Source organism: Pseudomonas sp. DC3200b2, assembly GCF_049895785.1.
Taxonomy (GTDB): Bacteria; Pseudomonadota; Gammaproteobacteria; order Pseudomonadales; family Pseudomonadaceae; genus Aquipseudomonas; species Aquipseudomonas massiliensis.
On the sequence record NZ_JAFCTA010000005.1, the window covers coordinates 348609 to 372235 of the forward strand.

The window sequence follows — 23627 nt, forward strand, 5'->3', positions numbered from 1 at the left end:
TCTCGTCAATTGGCCTTTGTCATTCGGGCGTGCGCAGGTCAGTCGGGCCGGCCGCTCATAGCGCTGGTGCCGCCGTCTGAACCGTCGCGAGGGCCAGACGTGGAGCATTCGCCACGGGTGTCGGCAGCAAGGCTTCGGCGGCCCGGACCTCGACGAACTGGCGCAGTTGGCGTTCGAAACGCCGCTCATTGAACTGCTCGGCTTGCTCGCGGCAGGCCTGGGCATCGATGCGGTACTGCTCGCGCTCGAAGGTCGCCACGGCGGCGATCAGGGCTTCGGTGCTTTGCCGCGGGTAGAACACCCCGGTGGGCGATGGGTCATCCAGGCCGCGCACGGTTTCCAGAACGCCGCCACGCCCGAAGGCGATCACGGGGGTGCCACAGGCCTGGGCCTCCACCGGCGTAATGCCGAAGTCTTCTTCAGCGGCGAACACGAACGCCCGGGCGTTCTGTAGATGCTGGCGCAGCACTTCGAAGGGTTGCGGGCCGAGCACGCTTATGTTCGGCCCAGCCAGGGCGCGTACCCTGGCCAGCTCCGGGCCATCGCCGATCACCACCAGGCGTTTGTCCGGCATGGCCGAGAAGGCTTCCACGATCATCGGGATCTTCTTGTACGGCACCATGCGCGAGGCGGTGACGTAGTAGTCCTGCTTTTCGCTGTTGAAGCTGAAGCCACTGGTGTCCACGGGCGGGTAGATCACCGTGGACGGGCGCCGGTAGGCCTTGTCGATGCGTCGGCCGATGAACCGGGAATTGGCCACGAACTCATCCACGGCCGCGGCGGTGCGCTGGTCCCACAGGCGCATGTAGTGCAGGACCATCCGCGCCAGTTTGCCCTTCAGGCCTTTGTTCAGGCCGCTTTCAGCCAGATATTGGTGCTGCAGGTCCCAGGCATAGCGGATGGGCGAGTGTACATAGGCAATGTGAAGCTGGTCCGGGCCGGTGAGCACACCCTTGGCCACTGCATGGCTACTGGAAATGATCAGGTCGTAGCCGGAGAGGTCCAGCTGTTCGATGGCCATGGGCATCAGCGGCAAGTACTTCTGGTAATGCCGCCGGGCCTTGGGCAGGCGTTGTATGAAGGTAGTGGTGGCGCGCTTGCCACCCAGGCGGGCACGGTCTTCATCGCTGAGAAAATCGATGACCGAGAACAGGTCGGCCTGGGGCCATAGCTTGAACATGGACGCCAATACACGCTCGGCGCCAGCGAAGGTCACCAGCCAGTCATGGACGATGGCGATTTTCATTGATGCTCCCTGGCTCGCCGTTCGGCGGCCTTGATAGTGAGGATGGGCGAGGCGTTGCGGGTGCCCTGCAGCTGGTCGAGCCGGTCACTGATCAGGCGGGCCGAGGCTTGCCAGCTGAAGCGGGCCACGTTGCGCATGCCAAGGGTGCGCAAGTGATCGCCGATGGTCGGGTTGTCCAGCACCAAGGCCATGGCCCGGGCCATCTGGTCGACGTCCAACGGGTCGAAATAGAGCGCGCTCGATTGCAGCACCTCCGGCATCGATGCCGCGTTGGCGGCCAGTACGGGGCAGCCGCAGGCCTGTGCCTCCAGCGGTGGTATGCCGAAGCCTTCGTACAGCGAGGGGAATACGAAGGCGCTGGCCAGTTGGTATTGCTGGATCAGCTCGGTGTCGCTCAGGCGGCCAAGAAAACGAATGCGAGGGTCGCGCGCGGCCTGGCTGGTCAGGTCAGGGTCAGCGAAGATGCCGTTGGCTGCCCCCACGATCCGCAGTTCCACCTCCGGGTGATGCTCGATCTTCAGGAACGCTTCGATCAGCCGGGCGAAGTTCTTGTGCGCGCTGGGCGAGGACACGGCCAGCAGGTAAGGCCGCGGGATCTCCAGCCGTCGCGGGCGAAAGGCGCCGCTCACGGCATTGGGCACCACCAGGATGCGTTGCCCGGGAATCCCGTAGAACCCGCCGATTTCTCGACGGGAAAACTCGCTGACAGTGATCAGGGTGTGGGCACGCTTGAGCATCAGCGGGGTCATGAGCCGGTAGGCGGTGCGAAAGGCCCAGCTATAGCTTTCCGGGTGGCGCACATAGGTGATGTCGTGGTGCGTGACCACCTGCCGTGGATAGAACAGCGGCGCGGTCGCGCACAGCGACAACAGCCAGGGCTTGCCTTGCCGACGTAGGTAGGCAGGCAGGTCCAGTTGTTCCCAGAGGTGGCCGCGGTGGCGGCCGATCACTTCGGCCTCGAGGGCCTTGGCGGTATCCTTCATCCGGATGCCCGGGGGCGAAACGAAGACAAGGTCGTTTCGCTGGGCCTTGAGCGACAGGCAGATCTGCTCGGCGAACCGCTGCACGCCACGTAGCTCCTGAGTCAGAAAGCGAGCATTGACGACGATCATCTTGTTACATCCTTGTGCGGCAATTCGTTTGCAAGCCGGCCGGTTGGCCCGCTCATGACGTGTTCGAGTTTGATGAAGCGCGGTATGCCAGTGACGTCCACCGGGCCCGCCGGCGCGCCGGGCATGCTGAGGGTGACCTGGGTAGGCGCGCCCTGGGTCCAGACCGCCAGCAAGCGTTGCTCGCCCTTGCCGAACATCAGCTGCACCACCTGCGCGGTGCCGGGCTCGACGGGCCGGGTTTCGGCTGGCAGGTAGTGGTACTCATTGAGCACCGGGGCGATGGCCTTGAGCGCGGCGTAGGCCGGCTTGGGTCTCAGGTCTTTGCGCAGCAGGCCAAAGTTGTGCTCCTGTTCGGCTGGGTCGCTGCCGTCATTGGCCAGGTCGTACCACCACAGCCCCTTGATCGCGGGCAACGTCTTGGCCAGCAGGTAGGCCCGCGCCAGGTAGCTCGCCTGGGTGTCCTCGTCTATGCCGCAGGGGTGCAGGCTGCCAGTGCTGTGCCAGGCCATTTCCGTGAGGTACAGCGGCACCGCCTGCCCGGCCACCGCGTCCAGGTGGGCGGACAGCTCGCGCATCCAGCCGATCCAATGCTCGGGGGTATTGCCACCGCCGGTTTTTTCGCAATGCACATAAGGGTGGAGTGAGAGGCCATCCACGTACTTCATGACTCCGCCCTGCAGCAGACGGTCGGCGAAGCCAACCTTGATGCCATGACTGGTCACCGCGCCGGCCAGGATGCGCGCCTTGGGGTCGATCCTGCGCAATTGACCGGACGTGTCGCGCACCAGCTCCAGGTAGGCGTCGCTGTAGGCCGGCGACACCGAGTCTTCCAGATCCCACTCGTTGTATACCTCGTAGAAGCCTACCTGGCCCTTGAGACGCCGTGCCACGAAGTCCACGAAACGCGCGTAGCCCGCGCGCACGGTGGGGTAGATGGGCTTGCTGTCGCTAGAATAGAAGCGGTTGCCGTAGCCCAGCATGAGGATGTTGTCCATGCCGTGGGCATGCTGGGCGGCCAGGTACTTGGCCCAGTCTGGCGAAATGCCGAGGACGCCTGGCTGTTGCTCCACCGTGGACCAGAACGCGTCGTCACGCACCGAGCGCACCCCGGCCTCGCGCATCAGGTCAAAGGGCGTACCCACCAGGCGCGGCAGATTGAACAGCCGGGTGTGTACCCCGACGATGAAATCCGGGGCGGCGGCCCAGGCGGGCAGCCCGCCGCTGAACAGCAACAGGACGCTACAGAGCGCGTGGCGCAGGGAGTACAGGGTCACAGGAGAGTTCTCGCAAATACTGCTCGAAAGCGGGGACGGAAGTGCGGGACAACAGGTGCGAAACGGCAATGCCCAGGAAGAGCGCGGCCACCGGTACCTCCAGCACATCAGTGGTCCAACTGATCAGGGCGATGCAGAAAGTCAGGGTCATGAGCGCGCCGCTCATCCAGTCGCGCCGAGCGGCCAGGCCAGTGAGCAATGGCAGTAACGCGGCATAGAGCACGATGCCGCCAATGCCGAGGGTGGCCCACAGATACAGCGCCGTGTTGTCGGTGACATAGGGCACGTTGGCTGAATACACCGGGAACAGCGCCACGCTGCTGCCGATCATGCCGAACCCGGCGCCCAGTACCCCCCAGCCTTCCCGGTCGATGGCCTGGATCACCAGCGGCCAGGTGTTCACCAAGCGGTCGTAGAACGAGGACAGCACGGTATCGCCGGTGGTGGCATGGGCGTCGAAGTCCAGCAGCACAGACAGCACCGGCAGGGCCAAGCCCAGCCCCACCACCAGCAGGAACAGCAGGCGGCACAGCAGCGGCCGGCGCAGGATGGGCAACAGCAACAGCGAGCAGGTAAAGGCCGCCGCGGTAGATTTGTTGGTGGTCAGCAGTATCGCGCCCAGGGTGCTGGCGAACAGCAGCCCCATGAACAGGCGCGAGCGGGTGAAGGCGGTCAGGTACAGGGCATAGATCGCCATCATCATTGCCGCCGTGGTGGACATCCGCGCGAAGCCGCCCAGGCGATCGGTGCCGCCGGCGGACCAGGCCTGGTTGCCGCGCAAGGTGGTGTCGCCCAGGTTATAGCTGTAGCCCTTCCACGGCACGCTGGTGTACTTGTCCAGCAGGATGCCCAGCATCGAGGCCAGCAGACAGAGCGCGATCACCCAGGCCATCAAGTGTCGCTGGCGTTCCAGGTAGGTGCCACAGAGCATGCCGAACAGCAAGGGGCTGTAGATGAACAGGCTGAAACCGGCGTTGCTGGTGCTGGCGCCGTGCAGCATGCCCAGCAGGCTCGAGGCCAACAGCGACAACAGGGCCAGCCAGAAGCCGCGGCTCAGCCGCGCGCTCAGCAATTCCAGGCAGAACAGCGCCAGGCAGGCCACCTTGGGCAGGTACAGCAAGGCCGAGGCACCGGCCATGTCCAGGAAATAGCGCAGCGCGCCGGAAAAGGTCTCCACCCCGACCAGGCTGGCGGCTGTCAGCGCCATCAACGTGGACTTGCGAAAAGCCAGGGTAAGCCGCCGCTCAGTCGCTGTGTACGGCAAGGTTGCTGCCATGACGTGGACGTCCTTTGATCACGACTTCGTTAAAGGTGTTCTGGTAAGCATCGAGCATGCGTTCCATGTCCAGCAGGTGCTCCACGCTGCAACGGGCCTGGTCGGTAAGCCGCTGGCGCAGGCCGTGATCCCGGGCGATCCGGCCCATGGCCGCGGCCAGGGAGGCAGGCTGTTCGGGGAAGCAGAACAGGCCGTTGACGCCGTCCTGGACGATTTCCGTCAGGCCGCCGCGGCAACTGGCGATGACCGGAACCGAATGGGCGCAGGCTTCAACCGCCACCAGGCCGAAGGGCTCGTTCCAGAGAGAGGGCACCACCGCCACGTCGATGGCCCGATAGAAATGCTCTGGTGATTGGTAACCGACCAGGCGTATGCGCGGGCTATCGCCCACCTGTGCTCGGAGCTGGGCCTCATAGGCGGCCTGGCCGCGTCCGGCGATATCCAGGGTCGCGGCTACATCCAAAGCCTTGAACTGATCGATCAGCCAGGTCAGCCCTTTCTGTTCCGACAGGGTCCCCATGTAGCCAAAGCGCACCGGCGCCGCATCGGCCATGGGCTGGTAGGCCGCGATGCCGGTTTCGGCCCTCGGGCTGGCGCTGTAGACCACGCTGGCCTGCGCCTGGCCGAAGAAGCCGGCGGCGCGAACCCGTTGTAACAAGAATTCGCTGACCCCAATCACCGCCGCCACCTGGCCCGAGCGTTCGGCGTGGCCTTGGCGCAGGCTTTTGCACAGCGTGCAGGGCGTCTTGCAGGGCGCGCTCTTCTTGAACATGTTGCTACCGGGGCAAAGCAGATAGAGGTCGTGCAATACCTGCACGATCGGCACCCCTGCCGCGGACACTTCATCCCACGCCGCCACAGACCAGCCGGCCAGGTTGTGGCATACCACCAGGTCCACTTTTTCCCGCTGGATCACTTCGCGCACGTACTGGCGCATCGCGCCGTTGTAGCGGTCGCGCAAGTGCCAGCCCAGGCGCGCCAGGGGGCCAGGGCGCTGGGGGCTGTAGTGCCAATAGGTGTTGAGCAAGCCGGCGCGGTACACCTTCACCCCGCGCACCTCGCTTACATGCAGGCCGGGCTGCGGCCCGGTGGCCAGCACGCACACGTCGTCGCCGCGCCGTTGCAGCCCCTCGGCAGTGCGTTGCAGTACGATCTCGGCGCCGCCGCCCACGTGAGGCGCATACAGGCTATTGATGAACAGTAACTTCATAGGGGGTAGGACTCGTGCGCGCCAAGGCGTCCGGACTCACCGTCACGGATGGCCTGTTCGATCAGGTTGAGCCGTTCCAGCGAGCCCTTGCGCCGGGCGACCTGGCGCAACAGGAACAGGAACAGCGAGCGATTCAGGGCGTACAGCCAGCCCGAGGCAGCCCAGACATGCTTGTCGAACCAGGCTTGGTTGCGCGCGGCGTAATAGGCGCGAAACTCCGAATTGCCGAGCAGGAAGGTTTCGTAGATGTTCGCGGTGCGTGCCTTGATGTTCCACGAGTGCTCCAGGTCATCCAGCACGGCCTCGGTGGCGAGGAAGATTTCGCCGCCGGACGCCGTGATGCGCCAGGTGTACTCGGTGTCGTCGGCGTACAGCAGCAAGTCTTCCAGGGGCAGCCCGATGCGCTCGTAAAGCGAGCGGTGCGCCAGCAGCCCGCCGTAGGTCGTGAAAGGCAGTCTCACCAGGCCAGTCGGGAGACGCTTGCCTTTGGGCCGTCCCCAGGGAGTGCGCCGCCAGACCTTGTACGGAAGCTGGGCCACGTGGAAGCCGAAGCAACTGGAGCGCCATTGCACCGCGAACGGCCGCGGCACGCCGGCGGCAATATCGGCCTGGTGGGTAGGACGGAAGCCGATCACCGCGGCCTTGTCCCAGCCGCGTCCCTGGGCGCACTCGAACAGGCGTTGATGCAGCGCATCGATGGCCCCGGGCCTGGGCGCGTTATCGTCGTCCATCAGCCAGATGTACTCCGCGCCCCGTCTCAGAGCCGCCTCGATACCCACCCGATAGCCCACGGCCGAGCCGGTATTGGTGGGCAGGTCAATGATCTCCACCTGGTCGGGCCAGGCCGCGCACAAAGCGCGCAGGTTTTCGCTGGAGGCATTGTTGACCACGATCACCCGCTGGATACGCCAGTTGCTCAACGAGCGAGCCACCAACGTTTGCAGGTAGCTCAGGCGCTGGCCATAGGTGAGGGTCACCAGGGTAGTGGTGCCGCCAGAGCGGCGCTGCTGCCGGGCTTCAATACGCATGGCTGGCGACCCGCTGCAGGCTGTGCCGGGGCAGTACGACGCGCTGCTGGCGTTGCAGCAGGGTCAGCAGGATCACCGCGCGTTCATCGCCGTCGTTGCACAGGAAAATGGCCTCCAGCTCGCTGCCGCCAGCGATCACCTGCACCTTCTCGCCCTGCTCGAACGGCTGTGGCGCAGCATCGAGGGCCACCCGCTGGCGAATGCCGGCAATCAGATGCTCGCTGACCGGGCACGGCTGTGGGCCGAATGCCACGATCCGGCACACGCCACGGGTCGAACGGATCGGATACCAGTTGGCGTCGCGCTCCATGCGGATGAACAGATAGCCCGGGAACAACGGTTGCTCGAGCAGGCGGTTTGCCCGTTGCGCGAGCGGTTGCAGCGGCCGATAGCAGGTAAAGCCCTGGCGAACCAGATGCTCCTCGGCCCGCGCTTCCTGGCGTGGCTTGGTCTGGATCAGGTACCAGTTGGCATTGGTGCGGGTGACAGTGGCGTCCATGGCAATGTCCTAGGCGAAGGGGTAGGCGGTGCGCGAGGCTACCGGTGAGGGCGCGGGTGCCGGCGTTGGGGCCGGGCGAGGCGCGGGCAGCAACAGGTCGTACTCGTTCAGCCACTGGCGAACCTGGGTTACCGGGTTGAACATCAACACATCGATGATCGACAGGCAGGGCACGAACGGCTGGCCGAACTGGGGGTAGGCGATGTCATGCATGCGGTGAAAGCGCAGGCTCAGGCCGGCCTGGCGGAAGCGATGTTCTTCATACAGGGCGCGACCGCCGATGGCGTTGACGTAACGGTTTCCCCCCAGTCGGTGCATGGTCTTGACGACCCGGTCCTGCTTATCGGCGATATCGCGGATGCCCAGGCTGGACGCCAGCAGGATGGGTGTGTCGATGCCAAGGTAGGCGCATACCTGGCGCAGGCTGTGTTCCAGGTAGCGAGCCAGGTTGCGCTCCGGGTAGCGCAGGCAGCTTTCCAGCAGCGGTAGCACCTGGGCACGCTGAGGCGCGCGGGCATAGTGCAGGCTCAGGGTCTTGAGCAGGCTGTCCAGCGCGCCGCCAGCGGTGTCGGCCAGGCACCGCTCATTGATGGCCAGGCCGTGGATGTCTCGCGCCAGTGGCAGGCTGAACAACCAGGGCTTGCCGCCGCAAAGCACCCGGTTGCGATTGATCCAGCCGTCCTTGATGTACTGCAGGTCGTCGCCGAGCACGAACACGTCCGCGCCGGCGATCAGCTGGAAGTAGCCCAGGTAGGGGAACCAGTAGGGCTGCATCATGGCAATGGTGGTATTCATGCTGTCGGTCCTTCGCGCCTCAGGCGCGGCTGTCGCCGTAGTCGTATCCATAGGAGGCGCAGTCGTACTCGGCGGTGGAAGCCTTGCGGATCACGCCGTTGAAGATCGCGCCCTTGAGTGACACGCCGTTCTGGGCCAGCCGCCGGCGCGCGACATCCACCTCCTTCACGGTGCTTTGGCCGAAGCGGCTGACCATCATGCAGGTGCCGGCCTGGCGGCCTACGAGGGTGGCATCGGTTACCGCCATCACTGGCGGGGTATCGATGATCACCAGGTCGTAATGAGGTGCCAGGGCGTGGAGCAGGTCGCTGAAGTTCTGGTGCATCAGCAATTCGGACGGGTTAGGGGCCGCGTAGCCGCAGGAGATGATCTGCAGGTTGTCCACAGGCGTGTCGTGCACTACTTGGGTGAATGGCAACTTGCCGGCCAAGGCGTCGGCCAGGCCGTGGCGCGGTTGCACGCCGAACTGCTGGTGCAGGTAGCCCTTGCGCATGTCGGCGTCGATCAGCAGCACGCGCTTGCCGGTCTGGGCGCTGACCACGGCCAGGTTGGCGCAGACGAACGACTTGCCCACCCCTGGGGTGGGGCTGGTGACCATCAGGACCTGGTTGGGCGCCTCGGCCATGGCGAAGTGCAAGCTGGTACGCAGACTGCGCAGCGCTTCCATGGTCGCTTCCCGTGGCGCCACTACCGCGAGCAGGCGTGACGGCGCCTGGCCCTTGCGGGTCTGCCCGCGGTTCAGGCGTTCCTGCTGGCGCGACAAGGGTAGCGAGGCATACACCGGCAAGCCGAGCTGCTCAACGCTCTCGGGGTTTTCCACACCTCGGTAGAACGCTTGGCGCAGGAAGATCAGCCCTACCGCCAGCAGCGCGCCGAGCACGGCGGCGAAGGCGACGATCAGCTTGCGCATGGGCTTGACCGGTTCTTCCACGTTGGCGTCAGCCGCGTCGATGATGCGCACGTTACCGATATTGCCGGCGCGGATGATGTCTTGTTCCTGCACGCGGTTAAGCAGGTTGGTGTAGGTCTGGGTGGTGACCTGCATGTCACGGGTCAGGCGCAGCAAGTCCTGCTGGGTTTCAGGCAACTGGCCGACCTCGCCCTGCAGCTTGGCCTTCTGCGCTTCAAGCTGGCCGATCTGCTGGCTCAGCGCCACGGATTGCGGGTGCTGGCGGGTGTAGAGGCGGTCCAGGTCGGTGCGCTTGAGGCGCAGCTCCGACAGTTGATTGTCGTAGGCCACTACCTGGTCGAGCAGGGCGCGGGTCTGCTGGCCGATGTCCACGGCATGGGTGCGCAGCTGGAACTCATGCAGGGCCTGTTCGGACTTTTCCAGTTCGGCGCGCACCACCGGCAGTTGCGAGCGTAGGAAATCCAGGCGCTGGGCAGCTTCGGCTGAGCTGCGCTCCACGTTCTGGCGTACATAGCGATCGCTCACTTCCTTGACCAGCATTACCGCGCGGGCCGGGTCCGCATCCTGGATGGAGAGGTAGACGATGCCGGAATCCTTGCCGGCTTCGCTGACCTTCAGGCGCTCCTGGTACTCCAGGGCGGTGGCCAGTTCCCGGTTGCGCACCAGACGGAACTCGGTGCCAGGCCGGGCCTGCAGCTCACTGACAGAAAGGCTCACGCCACCGCCCTGGCTGTCGCTGCCCACCTGGCCGCTCAACAAGGGCTGGCCGTCCGGGTCTTTCACGGTGTATTGGCCACTGGCGCCAACGGCAAGCGTCAAGGGCAGGCCAAGCAGCGCCTTGGGTACATCCAGCGCGTCCACGGTGATGCGTTCGCCGCCCCAGGCGAAGCGATCCAACCCCAGTGGGGCGGCGGCCGGTTGGCCGTCGGCCGGCTTGAACTGGCGGGCATACCATTTGCCAAGGAGCGGCAAGTAGCGTGGGGTCGCGACTATGTCCAGCTTGAGGTCAGCGATGACCCGGCCAAGCACTGCGCGAGACTTGATCAGCTCGATCTCCGTAGCGGCCTCGGACACCGACGTCGGCTTGCTGTTGAACACGGGGGTGGCGTCCAGGCCGATTTTCTTGGGCTCGATCTGAATCATCGCATTGGCCTGGTAGACAGGCGTGGCGACCACCGCATAGGCAATGCCGACCAGTGTGCACAGACCCACCACCCAGGCGATCAGGACCTTGTGGTCGAACAGCATGCGCAGGATGCTTGCCACGTCGATGCGGCTGTCCTGGTGATATTCCAGGCTGGTACGAGGCATTGCGGTCATGGTCTTGCTCCTGGGCCAGGACTGACGGTATTCACAAGGGGTTTCTGATGGGTAATGACGGGTTGCATGGCTAACCTCTCCCCACGGGCAAGGCCAGGCGGCGGCACAGGTTGCGGCTGACATTGGCCAGCATCAGGCCCAGGGCGCTGAGCTTCTGCCAGGGCGAAACCGCCGCCAGGGACAACCCGAACAGCTGGGTGACAAAGTGCTCGTAGAGGGCCTGCTGGCCGCGGTGGTGGTAGTAGTTGGCCAGGCAGGCGGCGGTTTGCAGCGACATGTGCAGCTTTTTCTTCTCACTGCGCATGGAGAAGATTCCGCCGCTGTGCACCCGGTAACCTCCGGGGGTGATGTCTGCCAGATACTTGCCCTTGCCGTGGGCACCGAGCAGTGACCACCAGCACACGTCCATCAGGGGCGCTTGTTCCAGCTCCCGGGGCAGCTCGCGCAGGACGTTGCGGAAGCAGGCGGTAAGGGTGGAAATTTGTCTGCCACGCATCAGTTCCAGGGCGGTGGCGTCGCGTTGGTAGGCGCGGCCCAGTTGCAGGCCCAGTTCGCCGCGTTCGCTTACCATCACGGCATCGTGATAGGTGATGACGTAATCGGGATGGTGCTCTAGGAAATCCACCTGCTTTTGCAGCTTGAGCGGATCGGTCCAGTAGTCGTCGCCATCGCAATATGCCAGGTAGCGCCCCTTGGCCAGGTTGAACAGCGAGGGGAAGAAAAGCTTGCCCTGCTGGTACTGGTTCTGCTCATGCAGTACCGGGCGGATCAGCTTCGGGTAGCGCTGGGCATAGGCCTGGATGATTTCCCGGGTGCCGTCGCTGGAGGCATCGTCGTTGATCAGGATTTCAAAGGGGAAATCCGTGCGCTGGGCCAGGAAGCTGTCCAGCGTGGCGGCGATGAACGCACGCTGATTGAAGGCCGGGCAAAGGATGCTGAGCAGGGGAGCCCTTGCCTCGCCCCAGCGCTGCATGATGTCTTGTTCGGTTCGAATGTTCATCGTCCTACACTCGGTTTGCTGAACAGAAGGGCCACCCTGGCGGTCAGCAGGCGGTCACTACCGACCACCAGCGCGAGGGTTCCCAGGCCGCACAGGGCCAGGCCGACGAAGGTCAGCAAGCGATCCTCGCCCGCCATCGAGCGCACGATAGGCTCGGTCAGCCCCAGGCCAAGCAGGGTCATCAGGCTGATCCGCAGGATGTCGCGCAGCCACGCGCCGTGTATTTCGGGAGCCAGGTGCTGGTGCACCACCCTTGGCCAGATGGCGAAGGACAGCAGGCGCAGCACGAACCAGGCCGCCGCCGCGCCCAGCGCGCCACAGCTGTCGATGGCCAGGCACATCACCGGCACGGTGACCGCGGCCGACACCAGGCTGTACCAGACGTGCAAGCGGATCCGCCCGTAGGCGTACTGCAGGTGATACTGGAAACTGCTGGCGGCCATGATGGCGCTGCCCAACGCGTACCAGAACAGGATCGGCCTGCCCCAGTCGGCGGCGGCGCGGTCACCGCTCCAGGCGTAGAGCAGGTCTCCGGCGTGCGCCGCCATCACGCTGGCCAGGGGAAACAGCAGCGTGCAGGTAAAGCGGCTGGCCGCCAGGTAGAGCTGGTGCATGTCGCCGTGACGGCCTTCGGCCAGCAGCACGGTCATGCGCGGCAGCAAGGTTTGCACCAGGGGGTTGATCAGCATCAGGATGCCGGTGGTCATCAGCGCCACCAGGGAGAAGTAACCGTATTCGGTCAGCAGCAGACGCTCGGAGAGCAGCATCTTGTCCAGCTGGGTGAGCACGATCCACAGCACCGAGGTGAACGACAGGCTCAGGGCGAAGGGCACGATCGGCTTGACCAGGGCCCAGTCGAAGCCGCTGAACCAGCGCGGCGCGGGCAGACGGCCGTAAGCCTTGCTGGCGAAGATCAGGGTTTCGATCAGCGCCACGGCGAGCTGGACCTCGAAGAACACCAGGGCGTCCTGGGACACGAAGGCCACCAGGAACAACCCGCCGAAATAGCGCAGGGTGGTGATCACTACGTTGGCGCCGTTGAGCCAGCCGTGCAGCTCCAGGCCTTGCAGGCCGCTCTTGTAGAGGGTGGCGTACAGGCGCAGGGCAACCATCCAGCCCATGAGCACGACACAGTGCACGATGGTGTCGGTCGGCAGTGCCTGGGCGTTGAGCCAGTGGGCGGCGATCCATGGGCTGCCCGCCTGGATGCTGGCCACCGTGGCGACACACAGAGGCAGGAAGATCAGCTCGAAGGAGCGCAGCAAGCCGCCGCTGGCGCGACCGGTCGAGGAGCCGGCATGTTGGTGGTGAGCGATCTGCCGTACCAGGGACGGTGACAGGCCGACGTCCAGCAGCTGCAGCCAGGTCTGCAGCACCGTGTAGAAACCGATCAGGCCATACACCTCGGCGCCCAGGTGGCTGAGGTAGAAGGGCATGATCAGGATGCCGATCAGCAGCGCATAGGCCTGGCCAACGTAGTTGAGCGTGGTGTTCTGGAAGATCGATCGTTTGCTGTTCATGACCTGCCCGGCGATTGTCGATTAAAGGGCGCGACGCAGAGGCGCGATGTTGAAGCGTGGCGACTCGCACTGGCGTAGCAGGGTTTCGACGATGCGTTGCTGGGCAGGCTTGGCCAGGCCGGGGTAGATGGGCAGGCACAGTACCCGGGCGGCAAGCTGGCGCGAGACCGGCTGCGGCAGCTGCGGCTGCAGGTAGTCGATGGTGTCCAGGGACGGATAGAAATAGCGCCGAGGGTTGATGCCCGCTTCCTGCAGGGCTGCCCGGGCCGCGAGCATGTCACGGTGGCTGGCCAGGGCGATTGGGAAATAACTGTGGTTGAGCTCGCTCAGGGCGGTGGGCTGTTGCAGCTGGAGGTAGTCACCCAGGCTGCGCTGGTAGAAGTCGGCGATCTGCGCTCGCTCCTCGAGGATCAGCGCGATGTCGTCGAGCACGCACAGGCCCATGGCCGCGGCGAATTCGTTGAGCTTGGCATTGGTGCCCAGACCTTCGATGGTTTCGTAGTCGGCGATGCCGAAGTTGATCATCAGCCGCACCCGCTCGGCCAGGTCGTCATCGTTGGTTACGATGGCGCCGCCTTCGATGGTGTGGAACAGCTTGGTGGCATGGAAGCTCAAGGTGCTGACATGGCCCCGGTTGAGCACCGACCGGCCCGCATGAAAGCTGCCGAACGCGTGGGCGCCGTCGTAGATCACTGCCAGGGCATGACGCTGGGCGATGCTGTCGATGGCATCGGCCGCGCAGGGGTTGCCGAACACATGAGTTGCCACGATGGCGCTGGTATCGCTGACCAGGCTGGCCTCGATGCGGGCCGGGTCCAGGTTCCAGGTGGCGGGGCAGATGTCGGCGAACACGGGTCGGATCCGTTCCCAGTGCAAGGTGCTGCTGGTGGCGATGAAGCTGAACGGGGTGGTGATGGCGCTGCCGCGCAAGCCCAAGGCGCGGTAGGCCACTTGCAAGGCCATGGTGCCGTTGTTCACCAGCACGATGTTGCGCACGCCCAGGTATTCTTTCAGGCGCTCTTCCAGCTCACAGCACAGTGGGCCCTGATTGGTGAGCCAGCGCGAGGCATAGATGCCGTCGACGTAGGCTTTGAATTTTTCCAGGTTGCCCATGTACGACTTGGTGACATTGATCATGGCTCTTCCTTGCGCAAGGCTTGCGCGGCTGGCTGTGGGGCTGCAGTGCGGACCAGGGAGATCAAGCGGCGGTGTCGGAACGGGCAACGCTGCGCCGGGCGCGTTGCTGGTTGAGCGTGAGGATCAGCCGCGTAGCCAGGCTGCCGGCATGTGGATCGCCGTAGTGGAACAGGGCGGTGGCGCGCCTGAGGTGCGGATCACAGGGCTGATTGGCATGCAGGCTGCGGTAGCCCCAGAAGAGGTAGAGGTTGCCGGGCACCAGGGGCAGGGTACGAGGCTTGAGCCAGCCGGCATCGATGCCGCGACAGATCAAGCGGCGACTGAGCCTGTTCTGCAGTACCGCTTTCTCGGCTACGTTCAGGGCCACGCTGGCGCGCACTGGGCGCAGATTGGGAAACAGCACCAGGTCGCCGCGCTGCTGGCCTTCTTCGGGAATGAAGACGGGTACCAGCAGCGTGATCAAGGTGGCGTCGTAATGGAAGGCATTGGATTCACGGGCGCCACTACCGCCCTGGACGCAGCGCAATACCGGGAAGATCTCGCGGCTGGTGGCGCTCGCGCCTGTGGCATGGCGGTGCAGGCGGTCCAGCAAGGTGGCCAGTTCGGGCGAGGCGGCCAGCCGCGCCATGGGGCTGTCGGCAAGAGCGTCCAGGCCGTGATAGGCGAAGTATTGGCCGTTGTGTTGGCTGGCGTGCCGCTCGACGTAATGGCGCATGTCCGCCAGTTCATTAGCGCAAAACGCCTGTTCGATCACGGCATGGCCACGCTGGTCCATATCGTTGACCAACAGCGCGATGGAAACCGGGTCATAGCGAAAAGTTGGCGACATGACAAGACACTCTATCCGTGAATGAACTTTCTTTGCAGTCGAAGTGCTAACTTCGGTCAAAGCTACCGCCAGCCCGGCTGATAATTAGCAGGGCGACTTGGTAATACCGCAGGCAAATTTCGCGGCAACGCCAAAGGCTCTTCCATTGAAGTTTGGCAGCATTTGAACGTTATAAAACTTTGGGCGAGCCGATGTCCTTCATGCTGAAAACAACAGCATTTAGCCGGGGCAGCCTCAAGGTACTTTTGCGGAGGATTTTCTTCTTCGGGACTTCATGGCCCGATCCGAGTCTTTGCCCGGATGAGTGATATATCGTTTTTTCCTGTTGGGCTGTCAATCATTTCCGTCGAAAAAACAGCTCACAGCTTAACCTTTCGGGCTAGCGCAATATAAGTCATTGATTTAAAAGGATAAATAAAATTGACGCCATCTAAATGATGTCATTTTGACTTTTGATGATGGCCCCCACTTGAAAGGTATTGTTTTCATAGTAAAAAAGCACGGCAACCCTTGGAATTGCTGGCTTTCCCAGGCGTAGCGGGAAAAAAATCGTTCGCTGGCATGGCCAAAAGTTTGGCGTCGGCTTGCCAGCGATGGCTTGATGCTGAAACCATGCCGTGCCGTTAAGTTGACATCACGTCAGGGGCGATCATACAGGTCAGGCCGCCGATCATTGAGGTAGGGGGTCGAGGATCGAAGTTTCGCGAGATGGTTGCGGTCCAGATCCGCCACCAACAGGCACTCCTGGGCCTGGGCCGAGGCTAGGATCTCGCCAGCCGGCCCGCTCAGGCTGCTCAGGCCGCAGTAATGCAGGTCTGCCTCAACCCCACAGTAATTGGCATAGGCGAGGTAGCAGCCGTTTTCGTAGGCACGGGCACGCACGGTGACCTGAGCGACGAACTCGAAGCCCGTCATGTTGGCGGTGGGCACCAGTACCAGCTCGGCCCCGGCCAGGGCCAGTTGCCGCACGGCTTCGGGAAACTCCACGTCGTAGCAGATCAACAGGCCCAGTGACCAGCCATGAAGCTGGGCCACGGCGAAGCCTCCATCGCCCGGGCTGAACATGGCGCGGTCCAGCGCACCAAACAAATGTGCCTTGCGGTAGTCCAGAAGCCGCTGGCCTTGGGCATCCACCAGTTGCGCCGCGTTGTACACGGCCCCGTGTTCGCTCGCTTCGGGGTAGCCATAGGCGATGGCGATGCCTTGAGCCCGGGCGATGCCGGCCACCGCCCGAGGCAGCTCGCCATCCGGGGGCTGGGCCAGCGCTTTGGCGGCCGAGGCGCCGATGTTGTAACCGCTGAGGAACATTTCCGGAAACACCACCAAATGCGCGCCCTGGCGAGCCGCCTCGGCGGCCCAGTGGCCCAGGCGGCGCAGATTATGCTCGCTCGATCCAGGCCCGGCGGGCCCTTGGTAGATGGCAATGCGCATAAGGGAATCTCAGTCGGGCAGGACGACGGGGCCCAGGCTGTCGAAGAGATCGCCCGGGCCTGGGTTGTTGGGCGAAGTCTTGCCGCCGAAATGATTCATGATGCCCCACACGGCATTGAGCGACGTCTGCACGGCGCCCTCCACCCAGGCGGGTGTCCAGGACACGTCGTCGCCCGCAATGAAGATGCCGCGTTGCTCGGCGGGCATGTCCTTCTGCACGAAATGGGCGTACATGCGCTGGTTATAACGGTAATGGCCCGGCAGCGCGCCTTTGAACGCGCCGAGGAAGTGCGGGTCCGCCTCCCAGGAAACGGTAATGGGGTCACCGATGATGTGCCCGGCGATGTCTACGGTGGGGTAGATCTTCTTCAACGCGTCCAGCGCCAGCTTGACTCGTTTCTCTACGGGGTGGGGCAACATCTTCAGGGCGTCACTCATCCATGAGTAGGACAGGCAGATCACTCCCGGTTTGCCTTCGCCATTGTCGAACAGGTAGGTGCCACGGGTAAGGCGGTCGGTCAGGGTCATGCTCATGGTATCGCGCCCGGTGACCGGGTCCTTGTCCTTCCAGAACGGGCGGTCCACCATCACGAAGGTCTTGGACGACTGCATATAGCGGGTTCGATCCAGGGCCATCCACATCTTCTGGGAGAACAGCGATTCTTCACATTCGATCTGGGTGGTCAGCAACCAGCTTTGGCACGTTGCGAGAACCGCCGGGTACACCCGCGTGTGGCCCCACACGTCAGTGACCGCGAACTGGCCGTTGGCTGCCCGCGCCACTTTCTGCACGCCGCAGCGTGGCGCCCCGCTGTGCAGGCTGCTCAGGCTGGTGCCGGCGGGCCAGTGGGCGCAGCGCTCGGGCGCGTGCCGCCAGATGCCCAGCGGCACCTGTTCAACGCCGCCGACGACCAGATGCTGATGGTCGTCGCAGTTGGTCATCACCACGCGCAAGATTTCCAGCATGGAGTTGGGGAAGTCTGAATCCCAGCCGCCAGTGCCGAAGCCGACCTGGCCGAACACTTCCCGATGCTGGAAGCTCAGCCCGGCGAAGGAGCGCGAAGTGGCGACAAAATCATAGAAGGTACGGTCATCCCACAGGGGGACCAACGTGTCCCACAATTCCTTGAGGCGCACGGTATCGCGGTCGCGGATGGCTTGCTGGATCTCGCTGAAGTGAGCGCGTTCTTCCAGTGCGTCGGCCCAGGCGTCGGCCACTTCCTGAAACAGCGGCGGCAGCTCGGATGCGCTTTCGGCATAGTAGGTTTGCCCCTCCAGATCGATAACGGTGCTTCCGGAAGCTGCTGTCAGCGGGTTGGGGAAGGGCCGGGTTTCCAGGCCGAGCAGGTCCACGTAATGGTAGAAGGCGGTGGAGGATACGGGAAAACGCATGCCACCCAGTTCGGCGATGATGCCCTCGGCACCTTCGAAGGGCTGCGAACGCAACCGGCCACCCAGGCGCGACGCTTCGTACACCACCGGCCGCAGGCCCAGCTTCATGAGCTCGTAGGCGGCCACCAGACCCGCGATGCCGGCGCCGATAATCGCCACTTCCTTGCCGTGATTGGCTTGCGGAATGCTGCCGAGACCGTCCGGATGGGTGATCCATTGGTCAAACGGGAAGGGAAAGTCCGGGCCGAACACGGTAATCGGCTTGTCGGAGCCAGCAGGATGGCGGTTGGGCTTGAGCATGGGCACCTCGCGGGGTTGCGATCTTGTCAGTATAGAAAGCGATGCCCGGCATTCTAGGTAGGTGCGCGCACGTTATTAAGACGCAGAATGTCGTCTAAATGAGTGGTTATTGGTCATTGTGATGCGAAAGGATGCCGTTTTGTAACCCTGGCACCCGTCAGCCGCGCCCGCGGTCGATCTTGGTGCTCAGGATGATCGAGGTGGTGGTCTTGTCCACACCCTCGATGCCGCCGATCTGGTCCAGCAATTCATCGAGCTGTTCCGGCGAATCCGTATGCAGCCAGGCCACATAATCGAACTCACCACTCACGGCGCACAATTGCTGGATCTGCGCCATGGCGCCGAGACGCTTGAGCACATCGCGGCCAGCCTTGGGCTGCACGGTGATGCCGACGTAGGCTTGCAGCCCGCCGCTCAAGGCGCGCTGGGCCAGGCGCACGCCGTAGCCAACGATGACGCCGGTACGTTCCAGGCGGGCGAGGCGGGCAGTAACGGTTGTGCGGGCAATGCCCAGTTTCCGAGCCAAGGTGGCGACGCTTTCGCGGGCGTTCACCTGCAGGGCGGCAATCAATTGACGGTCAACCCCGTCGAGGGCAAAGGCGCTATGGTCGGTCATTGGATCTCAACGGATGGAGGCATAGGGCTATCCTAGTAAACCGCGACCCGGCAGTCACTCTCTATCGCAGCAAAATACAAAATACCGACGAAACTCTTTTACGTTACCTTTTGACAACGATCGGCAACTAACAGGTTCTTTTCGTTTTTTTTGGCGCCAACGTTATGGCGAAATGCCATCTAGCTATTTATTAATTTGAAGTGGCAATTGAATAATAATCGCTATAGTCGCGTGCTGATTCAGCAGGAGCGATCGACATGGCATTGACGCAGGGAAAGTTGTTAGACGCCGTGCCCCCTTTGATAGTGGATCTGGACGGAACACTTTTACGTTCAGATCTATTACTTGAAACCTTCCTGGCCTATGTTCGGAAAAAACCCACCGGGGTCGTTTCCGTTCTTGGCTGGTTGCGTCAGGGCAAGGCCGAACTCAAGGAAGGGCTGGCCCTGGCCGCTGAGCTGGATGTAGCCGTGCTGCCCTACGATCCCGAGGTGCTGGAGTTGATCCGCCAGGCGCGGCGAGAGGGGCGCGAGGTGGTGCTGGCCACCGCCAGCCATCGTACCTTGGCCGAACGCATCGCCGCGCACGTGGGGGAATTCGACGCGGTGTTCGCCAGCGAGCAGGGCCTGAACCTTTCCGCCGAGCGTAAACGGGCCCTGCTGGTAGCGCGCTATGGAGAGGGCGGCTTCGATTACCTGGGCAACTCCCGGGACGACCTGGCGGTATGGCCCAGCGCCCGAGAAGCGATAGTGGTCAACCCGGACGCTGGGGTTGAGCGCAAGGCTCGGCGGCTGGCCCAGGTAAGCCAGGTGATCGATTCCAACCCGCCGAGCCTGCGCCTTTGGTTCAAGGCGCTGCGCCTGCATCAATGGATGAAGAACCTGCTGATCTTTGTCCCGCTGCTGGCGGCACACCTGCTCGGTCAACCGCAGCAGTTGCTCAACGGAGTACTGGCGTTTTTCTGCTTCGGCCTGTGCGCTTCCAGCGTATACGTGCTCAATGACCTGCTGGACCTGAACGACGACCGCCACCACCGCACCAAGCGCAACCGGCCCTTCGCCAGTGGGCGCCTGCGTCTGGGTCATGGACTGCTGGCGGTGCCCTTGCTGCTGGCGGCGGCCTTTGGCGCCGCCGCCATGCTGCTGCCGTGGCAGTTCAGCGCGGTGCTGGGTGCCTATTACCTGCTGACCCTGGCCTATTCCCTGTACCTCAAGCGGCAGATGACCGTGGATGTGATCGTGCTGGCCATGCTCTACACGGTGCGGATCATCGCGGGCGTGGCAGCCTTAAGCGTGCCGCTGACGTTCTGGATACTGGCGTTCTCCATGTTCATCTTCCTCAGCCTGGCGTTGGTCAAGCGCTACGCCGAACTGCGCGAAGCGCGTTCGCGCGACATGCACGCCATGACCCGCGGCCGCGGTTATTACCCTGGCGACCTGGACATGATCGCTTCCCTGGGCGCCGCCTCTGGCTACCTGTCGGTGATGGTGCTGGCGCTGTACATCCATGATGGCGCCACGGCGTCCTTGTACGCCTTTCCCCATGTGATCTGGCTGGCCTGCCCCTTGTTGCTGTTCTGGATCACTCGGGTATGGATGCTGACTCATCGCGGCGAAATGAACGACGATCCGGTAGTGTTCGCTATTCGCGACCGTATGAGCCAGGTGATCGGCCTGTTGTTCGGTGTCGTGTTCTGGGTAGCCACATGAACCTCTACTCCTGGGGGCGGGTGCCGCACGCACCGCAACAGGGCCACGGTTGCGGCTGGCGTAGCGAACTGGCAAAGGCTGCGGCTCGGGTGGTAAAAGGTCATGGCAGCACCCTGCCGTATGGCAATGGACGCAGCTACGGTGACAGTTGCCTGGCCAGCAGCAACCAGGTGCTGACCATGCGCCGGCTGGACCGCCTCATCGAGGCAGACTGGGCCGCTGGGGTTGTCGAGGTCGAGGCCGGCATGACTCTGGCCGAACTGCTGGCGCTGGCCATTCCTCGCGGGTGGTTTCTGCCGGTGACGCCAGGAACCCAGTTCGCCACCGTGGGCGGCGCCATCGCCAATGACGTGCACGGCAAGAACCATCACCGCCGCGGCACTTTCGGCCATCACCTGATCAGCTTCAGCCTGTTGCGCCATGGGGAGGGATCGCTCCATTGCAGCCCGGACGAGCAGGCCGAACTCTTCGCCGCCACCATCGGCGGGCTGGGGCTTACCGGGATCATCTGCGCGGCGCGCATTCGCTTGATCCCCATTCGCGCCAGCCAGATCGACACCCAGACGGTGCGCTTCGGTGGGTTGGATGAGTTCTTCGCCCTTTCCGAAACCCTGGACAGCCAGCACGAGTATGCCGTGGCCTGGGTGGATTGCCTGGCACGCGGCGCCCAGCGCGGGCGTGGGGTATACATCGTGGGCGACCATGCCGCCTATGGGTCTCTGGAAACAGGCGGCCAGCCCAGGTTGCGGGTGCCGCTGACGCCGCCGGTATCCCTGGTGAACCGCTATTCCCTCAAGCCATTCAACAGTCTGTACTGGCACGCCCATCCCAAGGTGCTGACCCAAGGGCGCAGCCGCTACGAGCCTTTCTTCTACCCATTGGACCGCATTCTGCACTGGAACCGCATCTACGGCCGGCGTGGCTTCCAGCAATACCAGTGCGTGCTTCCCGAACGCAGCGCCAGGGCGGCGCTGGGACAGTTGCTCGAGCAGATCGCCGCGGCCGGGGAAGGCTCTTTCCTGGCGGTGCTCAAGCGTTGCGGCCACTTGCGTTCGCCTGGCTTGCTGTCCTTTCCAATGGCTGGTGTGTCCCTGGCGCTGGACTTCCCGCAAAGCCCCGCGCTGGTGGAGCGTCTCTTTCCCCGGTTGGACGCGCTGGTCCGTGAAGCCGGCGGCCGCCTCTATCCGGCCAAGGATGCGCACATGAGCGGCGCGGATTTTCGCCATGCCTACCCGGCCTGGGAGCGCGTCGAAGCCCTGCGCGACCCCACGCTGATGTCTCGTTTCTGGAACAGGGTCACCCAATGAAAAAAGTGCTGATCATCGGCGCCACCTCCGGCATCGCCAGCGCCTGCGCCCGCCTTTGGGCGGTGGAGCGCTGCGAGTTCTTCCTGGTAGCGCGCAATGTCGAAAAGCTGGAGTTGACCGCCAGCGACCTGCGCGCCCGTGGCGCTGGCGCTATCCACACCCATTTGATGGACGCTACCGCCTTTGCTGCCCATGCAGCGATGATGGCTGTCTGCCTGGCCGCCCTGGGGCAGATCGACATTGCTCTGATCGCCCATGGCACGCTACCGGACCAGGCTGCCTGCGAGCAGGATGTGACGATCGCCATCGAGGAGTTCACCAACAACGCCACCTCGGTGATCGCCCTGGGCACCTTGCTGGCCAACCATTTCGAACGCCAGCGCTGTGGCACCCTGGCGGTGATTTCCTCGGTGGCCGGCGACCGGGGTCGAGGCTCCAATTACCTCTATGGTGCGGCCAAGGCAGCGGTGACCACTTTCTGCGATGGCTTGCAGGCGCGCCTGTTCAAGGTAGGCGTGCACGTGGTGACCATCAAGCCAGGCTTCGTCGATACTCCCATGACCCAGGGCCTGCCACTGCCCGCGGCCCTGGTAGCCAGCCCGGCGGCGGTGGCGCGACGGATCGTGCAGGGTATCGGTGCCCGCGCTTCCACGCTCTATGCACCGGGGTTCTGGGCGCTCATCATGTGGGTGATCCGTGCCATTCCGCAGCCATTGTTCAAGAGGCTCAAACTGTGACCGCCCTGGCCGCCGGCGGCACCTGGCAGTACCGGGCCGTGGCGCTGTCCGTGGTGGCCTCGGCGTTGGGTTACCTGCTGTTCTCGCTCTGGGCCGGTTGGCAGCCGGTAAGCCATGCGGTGCTGGCCGTGGGCCTGGGCGGCACCTTGCTAGCCTTGGGCATGTCCCTGGTGAACTACGGTCTGCGCTTCATTCGCTGGCAAACCTACCTGGGGCTGATGGGGCACAGGGTGCCCTGGGTCACCAGCTGGCGCATCTACCTGGCCGGCTTCGCCCTGACCACCACTCCGGGCAAGGCCGGCGAAGCCCTGCGCGGGGTGCTGCTCAAAGACCATGGCGTGCCTTGGCCGGCCAGCCTTGCGGCTTTCTTCAGCGAGCGGCTCTCGGACCTCTTGGCCGTAGTGCTGCTGACCCTGTTCGGCCTGAGCCTTTACCCCGAAGCCAAGCCGCTGATCTTCCTGGGGCTGGGCCTGGTGGGCAGCGGCTTGCTGGTGCTTTCCCAAAGCCGCCTGCTGGCCTGGGTCGGGCGCTGGCTCGCCATGCAGCCTGGCCGCTGGGCACGCTTGCTTGGCACGCCGCTGCAGATCGTGCTCGAAGCCCAGCGCTGCCATCGCCCGGCCATGCTTGCCTGGACCACCGTCCTCAGTGTGCTGGCCTGGAGCGCCGAGGCGCTGGCCTTTCACTGGATCCTGCAGTGGATGGGCGCGGATGTGCCCCTGGCCTTTGCCGTGTTCGTGTACGCCCTGGCCATGCTTGCCGGCGCGATCAGTTTCATGCCCGGCGGGCTGGGCGGCACCGAGGCGGTGATGGTGGGGTTGCTGGTGTGGAAGGGCATGTCCGGCGCCGACGCCGTGGCCGCCACCGTACTCATTCGCTTGGCTACCCTGTGGTTCGCGGTGGGGCTGGGGGCGCTGATGCTGATGCGCTGTCGCCGCGATGCGCGCGCTTGAATCGTTCAAGGAGATGACACCCGTGAAGC

At 63.9% G+C, this 23627-nt stretch carries 20 protein-coding genes; 4 read left to right on the forward strand and 16 right to left on the reverse strand.

Going from position 1 to position 23627, the window contains the following annotated elements; all coding sequences use genetic code 11:
* Positions 1 to 55: 55 nt before the first annotated feature.
* From ACP691_RS16775 to ACP691_RS16850, 16 genes are all read right to left on the reverse strand, one after another.
* A complete protein-coding gene (locus ACP691_RS16775; RefSeq protein ID WP_426151297.1) occupies positions 56 to 1246 on the reverse strand; it encodes a glycosyltransferase family 4 protein in 1191 nt (396 codons plus the stop codon).
* Positions 1243 to 2358: a glycosyltransferase family 4 protein gene (locus ACP691_RS16780; RefSeq protein WP_426151295.1), complete on the reverse strand. Its 1116-nt coding sequence runs from the start codon at positions 2356 to 2358 to the stop codon at positions 1243 to 1245. Before ACP691_RS16780 ends, ACP691_RS16775 begins: the two co-directional genes overlap by 4 nt.
* Positions 2355 to 3632, reverse strand: coding sequence for a hypothetical protein (locus ACP691_RS16785; protein ID WP_426151293.1), 1278 nt, complete (start codon positions 3630 to 3632; stop codon positions 2355 to 2357). Before ACP691_RS16785 ends, ACP691_RS16780 begins: the two co-directional genes overlap by 4 nt.
* On the reverse strand, positions 3598 to 4908 hold the full coding sequence (locus tag ACP691_RS16790; RefSeq protein WP_426151291.1) for a hypothetical protein: 1311 nt from the start codon (positions 4906 to 4908) through the stop codon (positions 3598 to 3600). The genes ACP691_RS16785 and ACP691_RS16790 overlap by 35 nt, the downstream gene beginning before the upstream one ends.
* Positions 4877 to 6118 carry a glycosyltransferase family 4 protein gene (locus tag ACP691_RS16795; RefSeq protein ID WP_426151289.1) on the reverse strand — a complete coding sequence of 414 codons (1242 nt, stop codon included), beginning with the start codon at positions 6116 to 6118 and terminating at the stop codon, positions 4877 to 4879. The genes ACP691_RS16790 and ACP691_RS16795 overlap by 32 nt, the downstream gene beginning before the upstream one ends.
* The gene (locus ACP691_RS16800; protein ID WP_426151287.1) at positions 6115 to 7146 is read right to left on the reverse strand and encodes a glycosyltransferase; all 1032 of its coding nucleotides are present in this window, start codon (positions 7144 to 7146) and stop codon (positions 6115 to 6117) included. The genes ACP691_RS16795 and ACP691_RS16800 overlap by 4 nt, the downstream gene beginning before the upstream one ends.
* Positions 7136 to 7645 (reverse strand): transcription/translation regulatory transformer protein RfaH, encoded by a 510-nt coding sequence (gene rfaH, locus ACP691_RS16805; protein WP_426151285.1) that lies wholly within the window; start codon positions 7643 to 7645, stop codon positions 7136 to 7138. Before rfaH ends, ACP691_RS16800 begins: the two co-directional genes overlap by 11 nt.
* 9 nt (positions 7646 to 7654) lie before the next feature.
* Entirely contained in the window at positions 7655 to 8440 is a 786-nt protein-coding gene (locus ACP691_RS16810) for a WbqC family protein (RefSeq protein ID WP_426151283.1), read from the reverse strand.
* Between the two features lie 19 nt (positions 8441 to 8459).
* The gene (locus tag ACP691_RS16815; protein WP_426151281.1) at positions 8460 to 10670 is read right to left on the reverse strand and encodes a polysaccharide biosynthesis tyrosine autokinase; all 2211 of its coding nucleotides are present in this window, start codon (positions 10668 to 10670) and stop codon (positions 8460 to 8462) included.
* A 70-nt stretch (positions 10671 to 10740) separates the two neighbouring features.
* Positions 10741 to 11670 carry a glycosyltransferase family 2 protein gene (locus tag ACP691_RS16820; protein ID WP_426151279.1) on the reverse strand — a complete coding sequence of 310 codons (930 nt, stop codon included), beginning with the start codon at positions 11668 to 11670 and terminating at the stop codon, positions 10741 to 10743.
* Positions 11667 to 13190 (reverse strand): lipopolysaccharide biosynthesis protein, encoded by a 1524-nt coding sequence (locus ACP691_RS16825; RefSeq protein WP_426151277.1) that lies wholly within the window; start codon positions 13188 to 13190, stop codon positions 11667 to 11669. Before ACP691_RS16825 ends, ACP691_RS16820 begins: the two co-directional genes overlap by 4 nt.
* 21 nt (positions 13191 to 13211) lie before the next feature.
* Positions 13212 to 14327, reverse strand: coding sequence for a DegT/DnrJ/EryC1/StrS family aminotransferase (locus tag ACP691_RS16830; protein WP_426151275.1), 1116 nt, complete (start codon positions 14325 to 14327; stop codon positions 13212 to 13214).
* Between the two features lie 61 nt (positions 14328 to 14388).
* Complete coding sequence (locus tag ACP691_RS16835; protein WP_426151273.1) at positions 14389 to 15156, reverse strand: hypothetical protein; 768 nt, start codon at positions 15154 to 15156, stop codon at positions 14389 to 14391.
* A gap of 639 nt (positions 15157 to 15795) precedes the next feature.
* Positions 15796 to 16587, reverse strand: a complete 792-nt coding sequence (locus tag ACP691_RS16840) for a carbon-nitrogen hydrolase family protein (protein WP_426151271.1) — start codon at positions 16585 to 16587, stop codon at positions 15796 to 15798.
* Between the two features lie 9 nt (positions 16588 to 16596).
* The gene (locus ACP691_RS16845) at positions 16597 to 18279 is read right to left on the reverse strand and encodes a flavin monoamine oxidase family protein (protein WP_426151269.1); all 1683 of its coding nucleotides are present in this window, start codon (positions 18277 to 18279) and stop codon (positions 16597 to 16599) included.
* A 157-nt stretch (positions 18280 to 18436) separates the two neighbouring features.
* Positions 18437 to 18895 carry an Lrp/AsnC family transcriptional regulator gene (locus ACP691_RS16850; protein WP_040259768.1) on the reverse strand — a complete coding sequence of 153 codons (459 nt, stop codon included), beginning with the start codon at positions 18893 to 18895 and terminating at the stop codon, positions 18437 to 18439.
* Positions 18896 to 19152: 257 nt separating this feature from the next.
* On the opposite strand from ACP691_RS16850, the gene ACP691_RS16855 reads away from it, so the two are divergent.
* Genes ACP691_RS16855 through ACP691_RS16870 form a run of 4 tightly spaced genes read left to right on the forward strand, consistent with a single transcriptional unit; the run spans position 19153 to position 23598 of the window.
* Positions 19153 to 20604 (forward strand): UbiA family prenyltransferase, encoded by a 1452-nt coding sequence (locus ACP691_RS16855; protein WP_426151267.1) that lies wholly within the window; start codon positions 19153 to 19155, stop codon positions 20602 to 20604.
* Positions 20601 to 21911, forward strand: coding sequence for an FAD-binding protein (locus ACP691_RS16860; RefSeq protein ID WP_426151265.1), 1311 nt, complete (start codon positions 20601 to 20603; stop codon positions 21909 to 21911). Before ACP691_RS16855 ends, ACP691_RS16860 begins: the two co-directional genes overlap by 4 nt.
* On the forward strand, positions 21908 to 22648 hold the full coding sequence (locus ACP691_RS16865; protein WP_426151263.1) for an SDR family oxidoreductase: 741 nt from the start codon (positions 21908 to 21910) through the stop codon (positions 22646 to 22648). Before ACP691_RS16860 ends, ACP691_RS16865 begins: the two co-directional genes overlap by 4 nt.
* Positions 22645 to 23598: a lysylphosphatidylglycerol synthase transmembrane domain-containing protein gene (locus tag ACP691_RS16870; RefSeq protein ID WP_426151261.1), complete on the forward strand. Its 954-nt coding sequence runs from the start codon at positions 22645 to 22647 to the stop codon at positions 23596 to 23598. Before ACP691_RS16865 ends, ACP691_RS16870 begins: the two co-directional genes overlap by 4 nt.
* Positions 23599 to 23627: the final 29 nt, after the last annotated feature.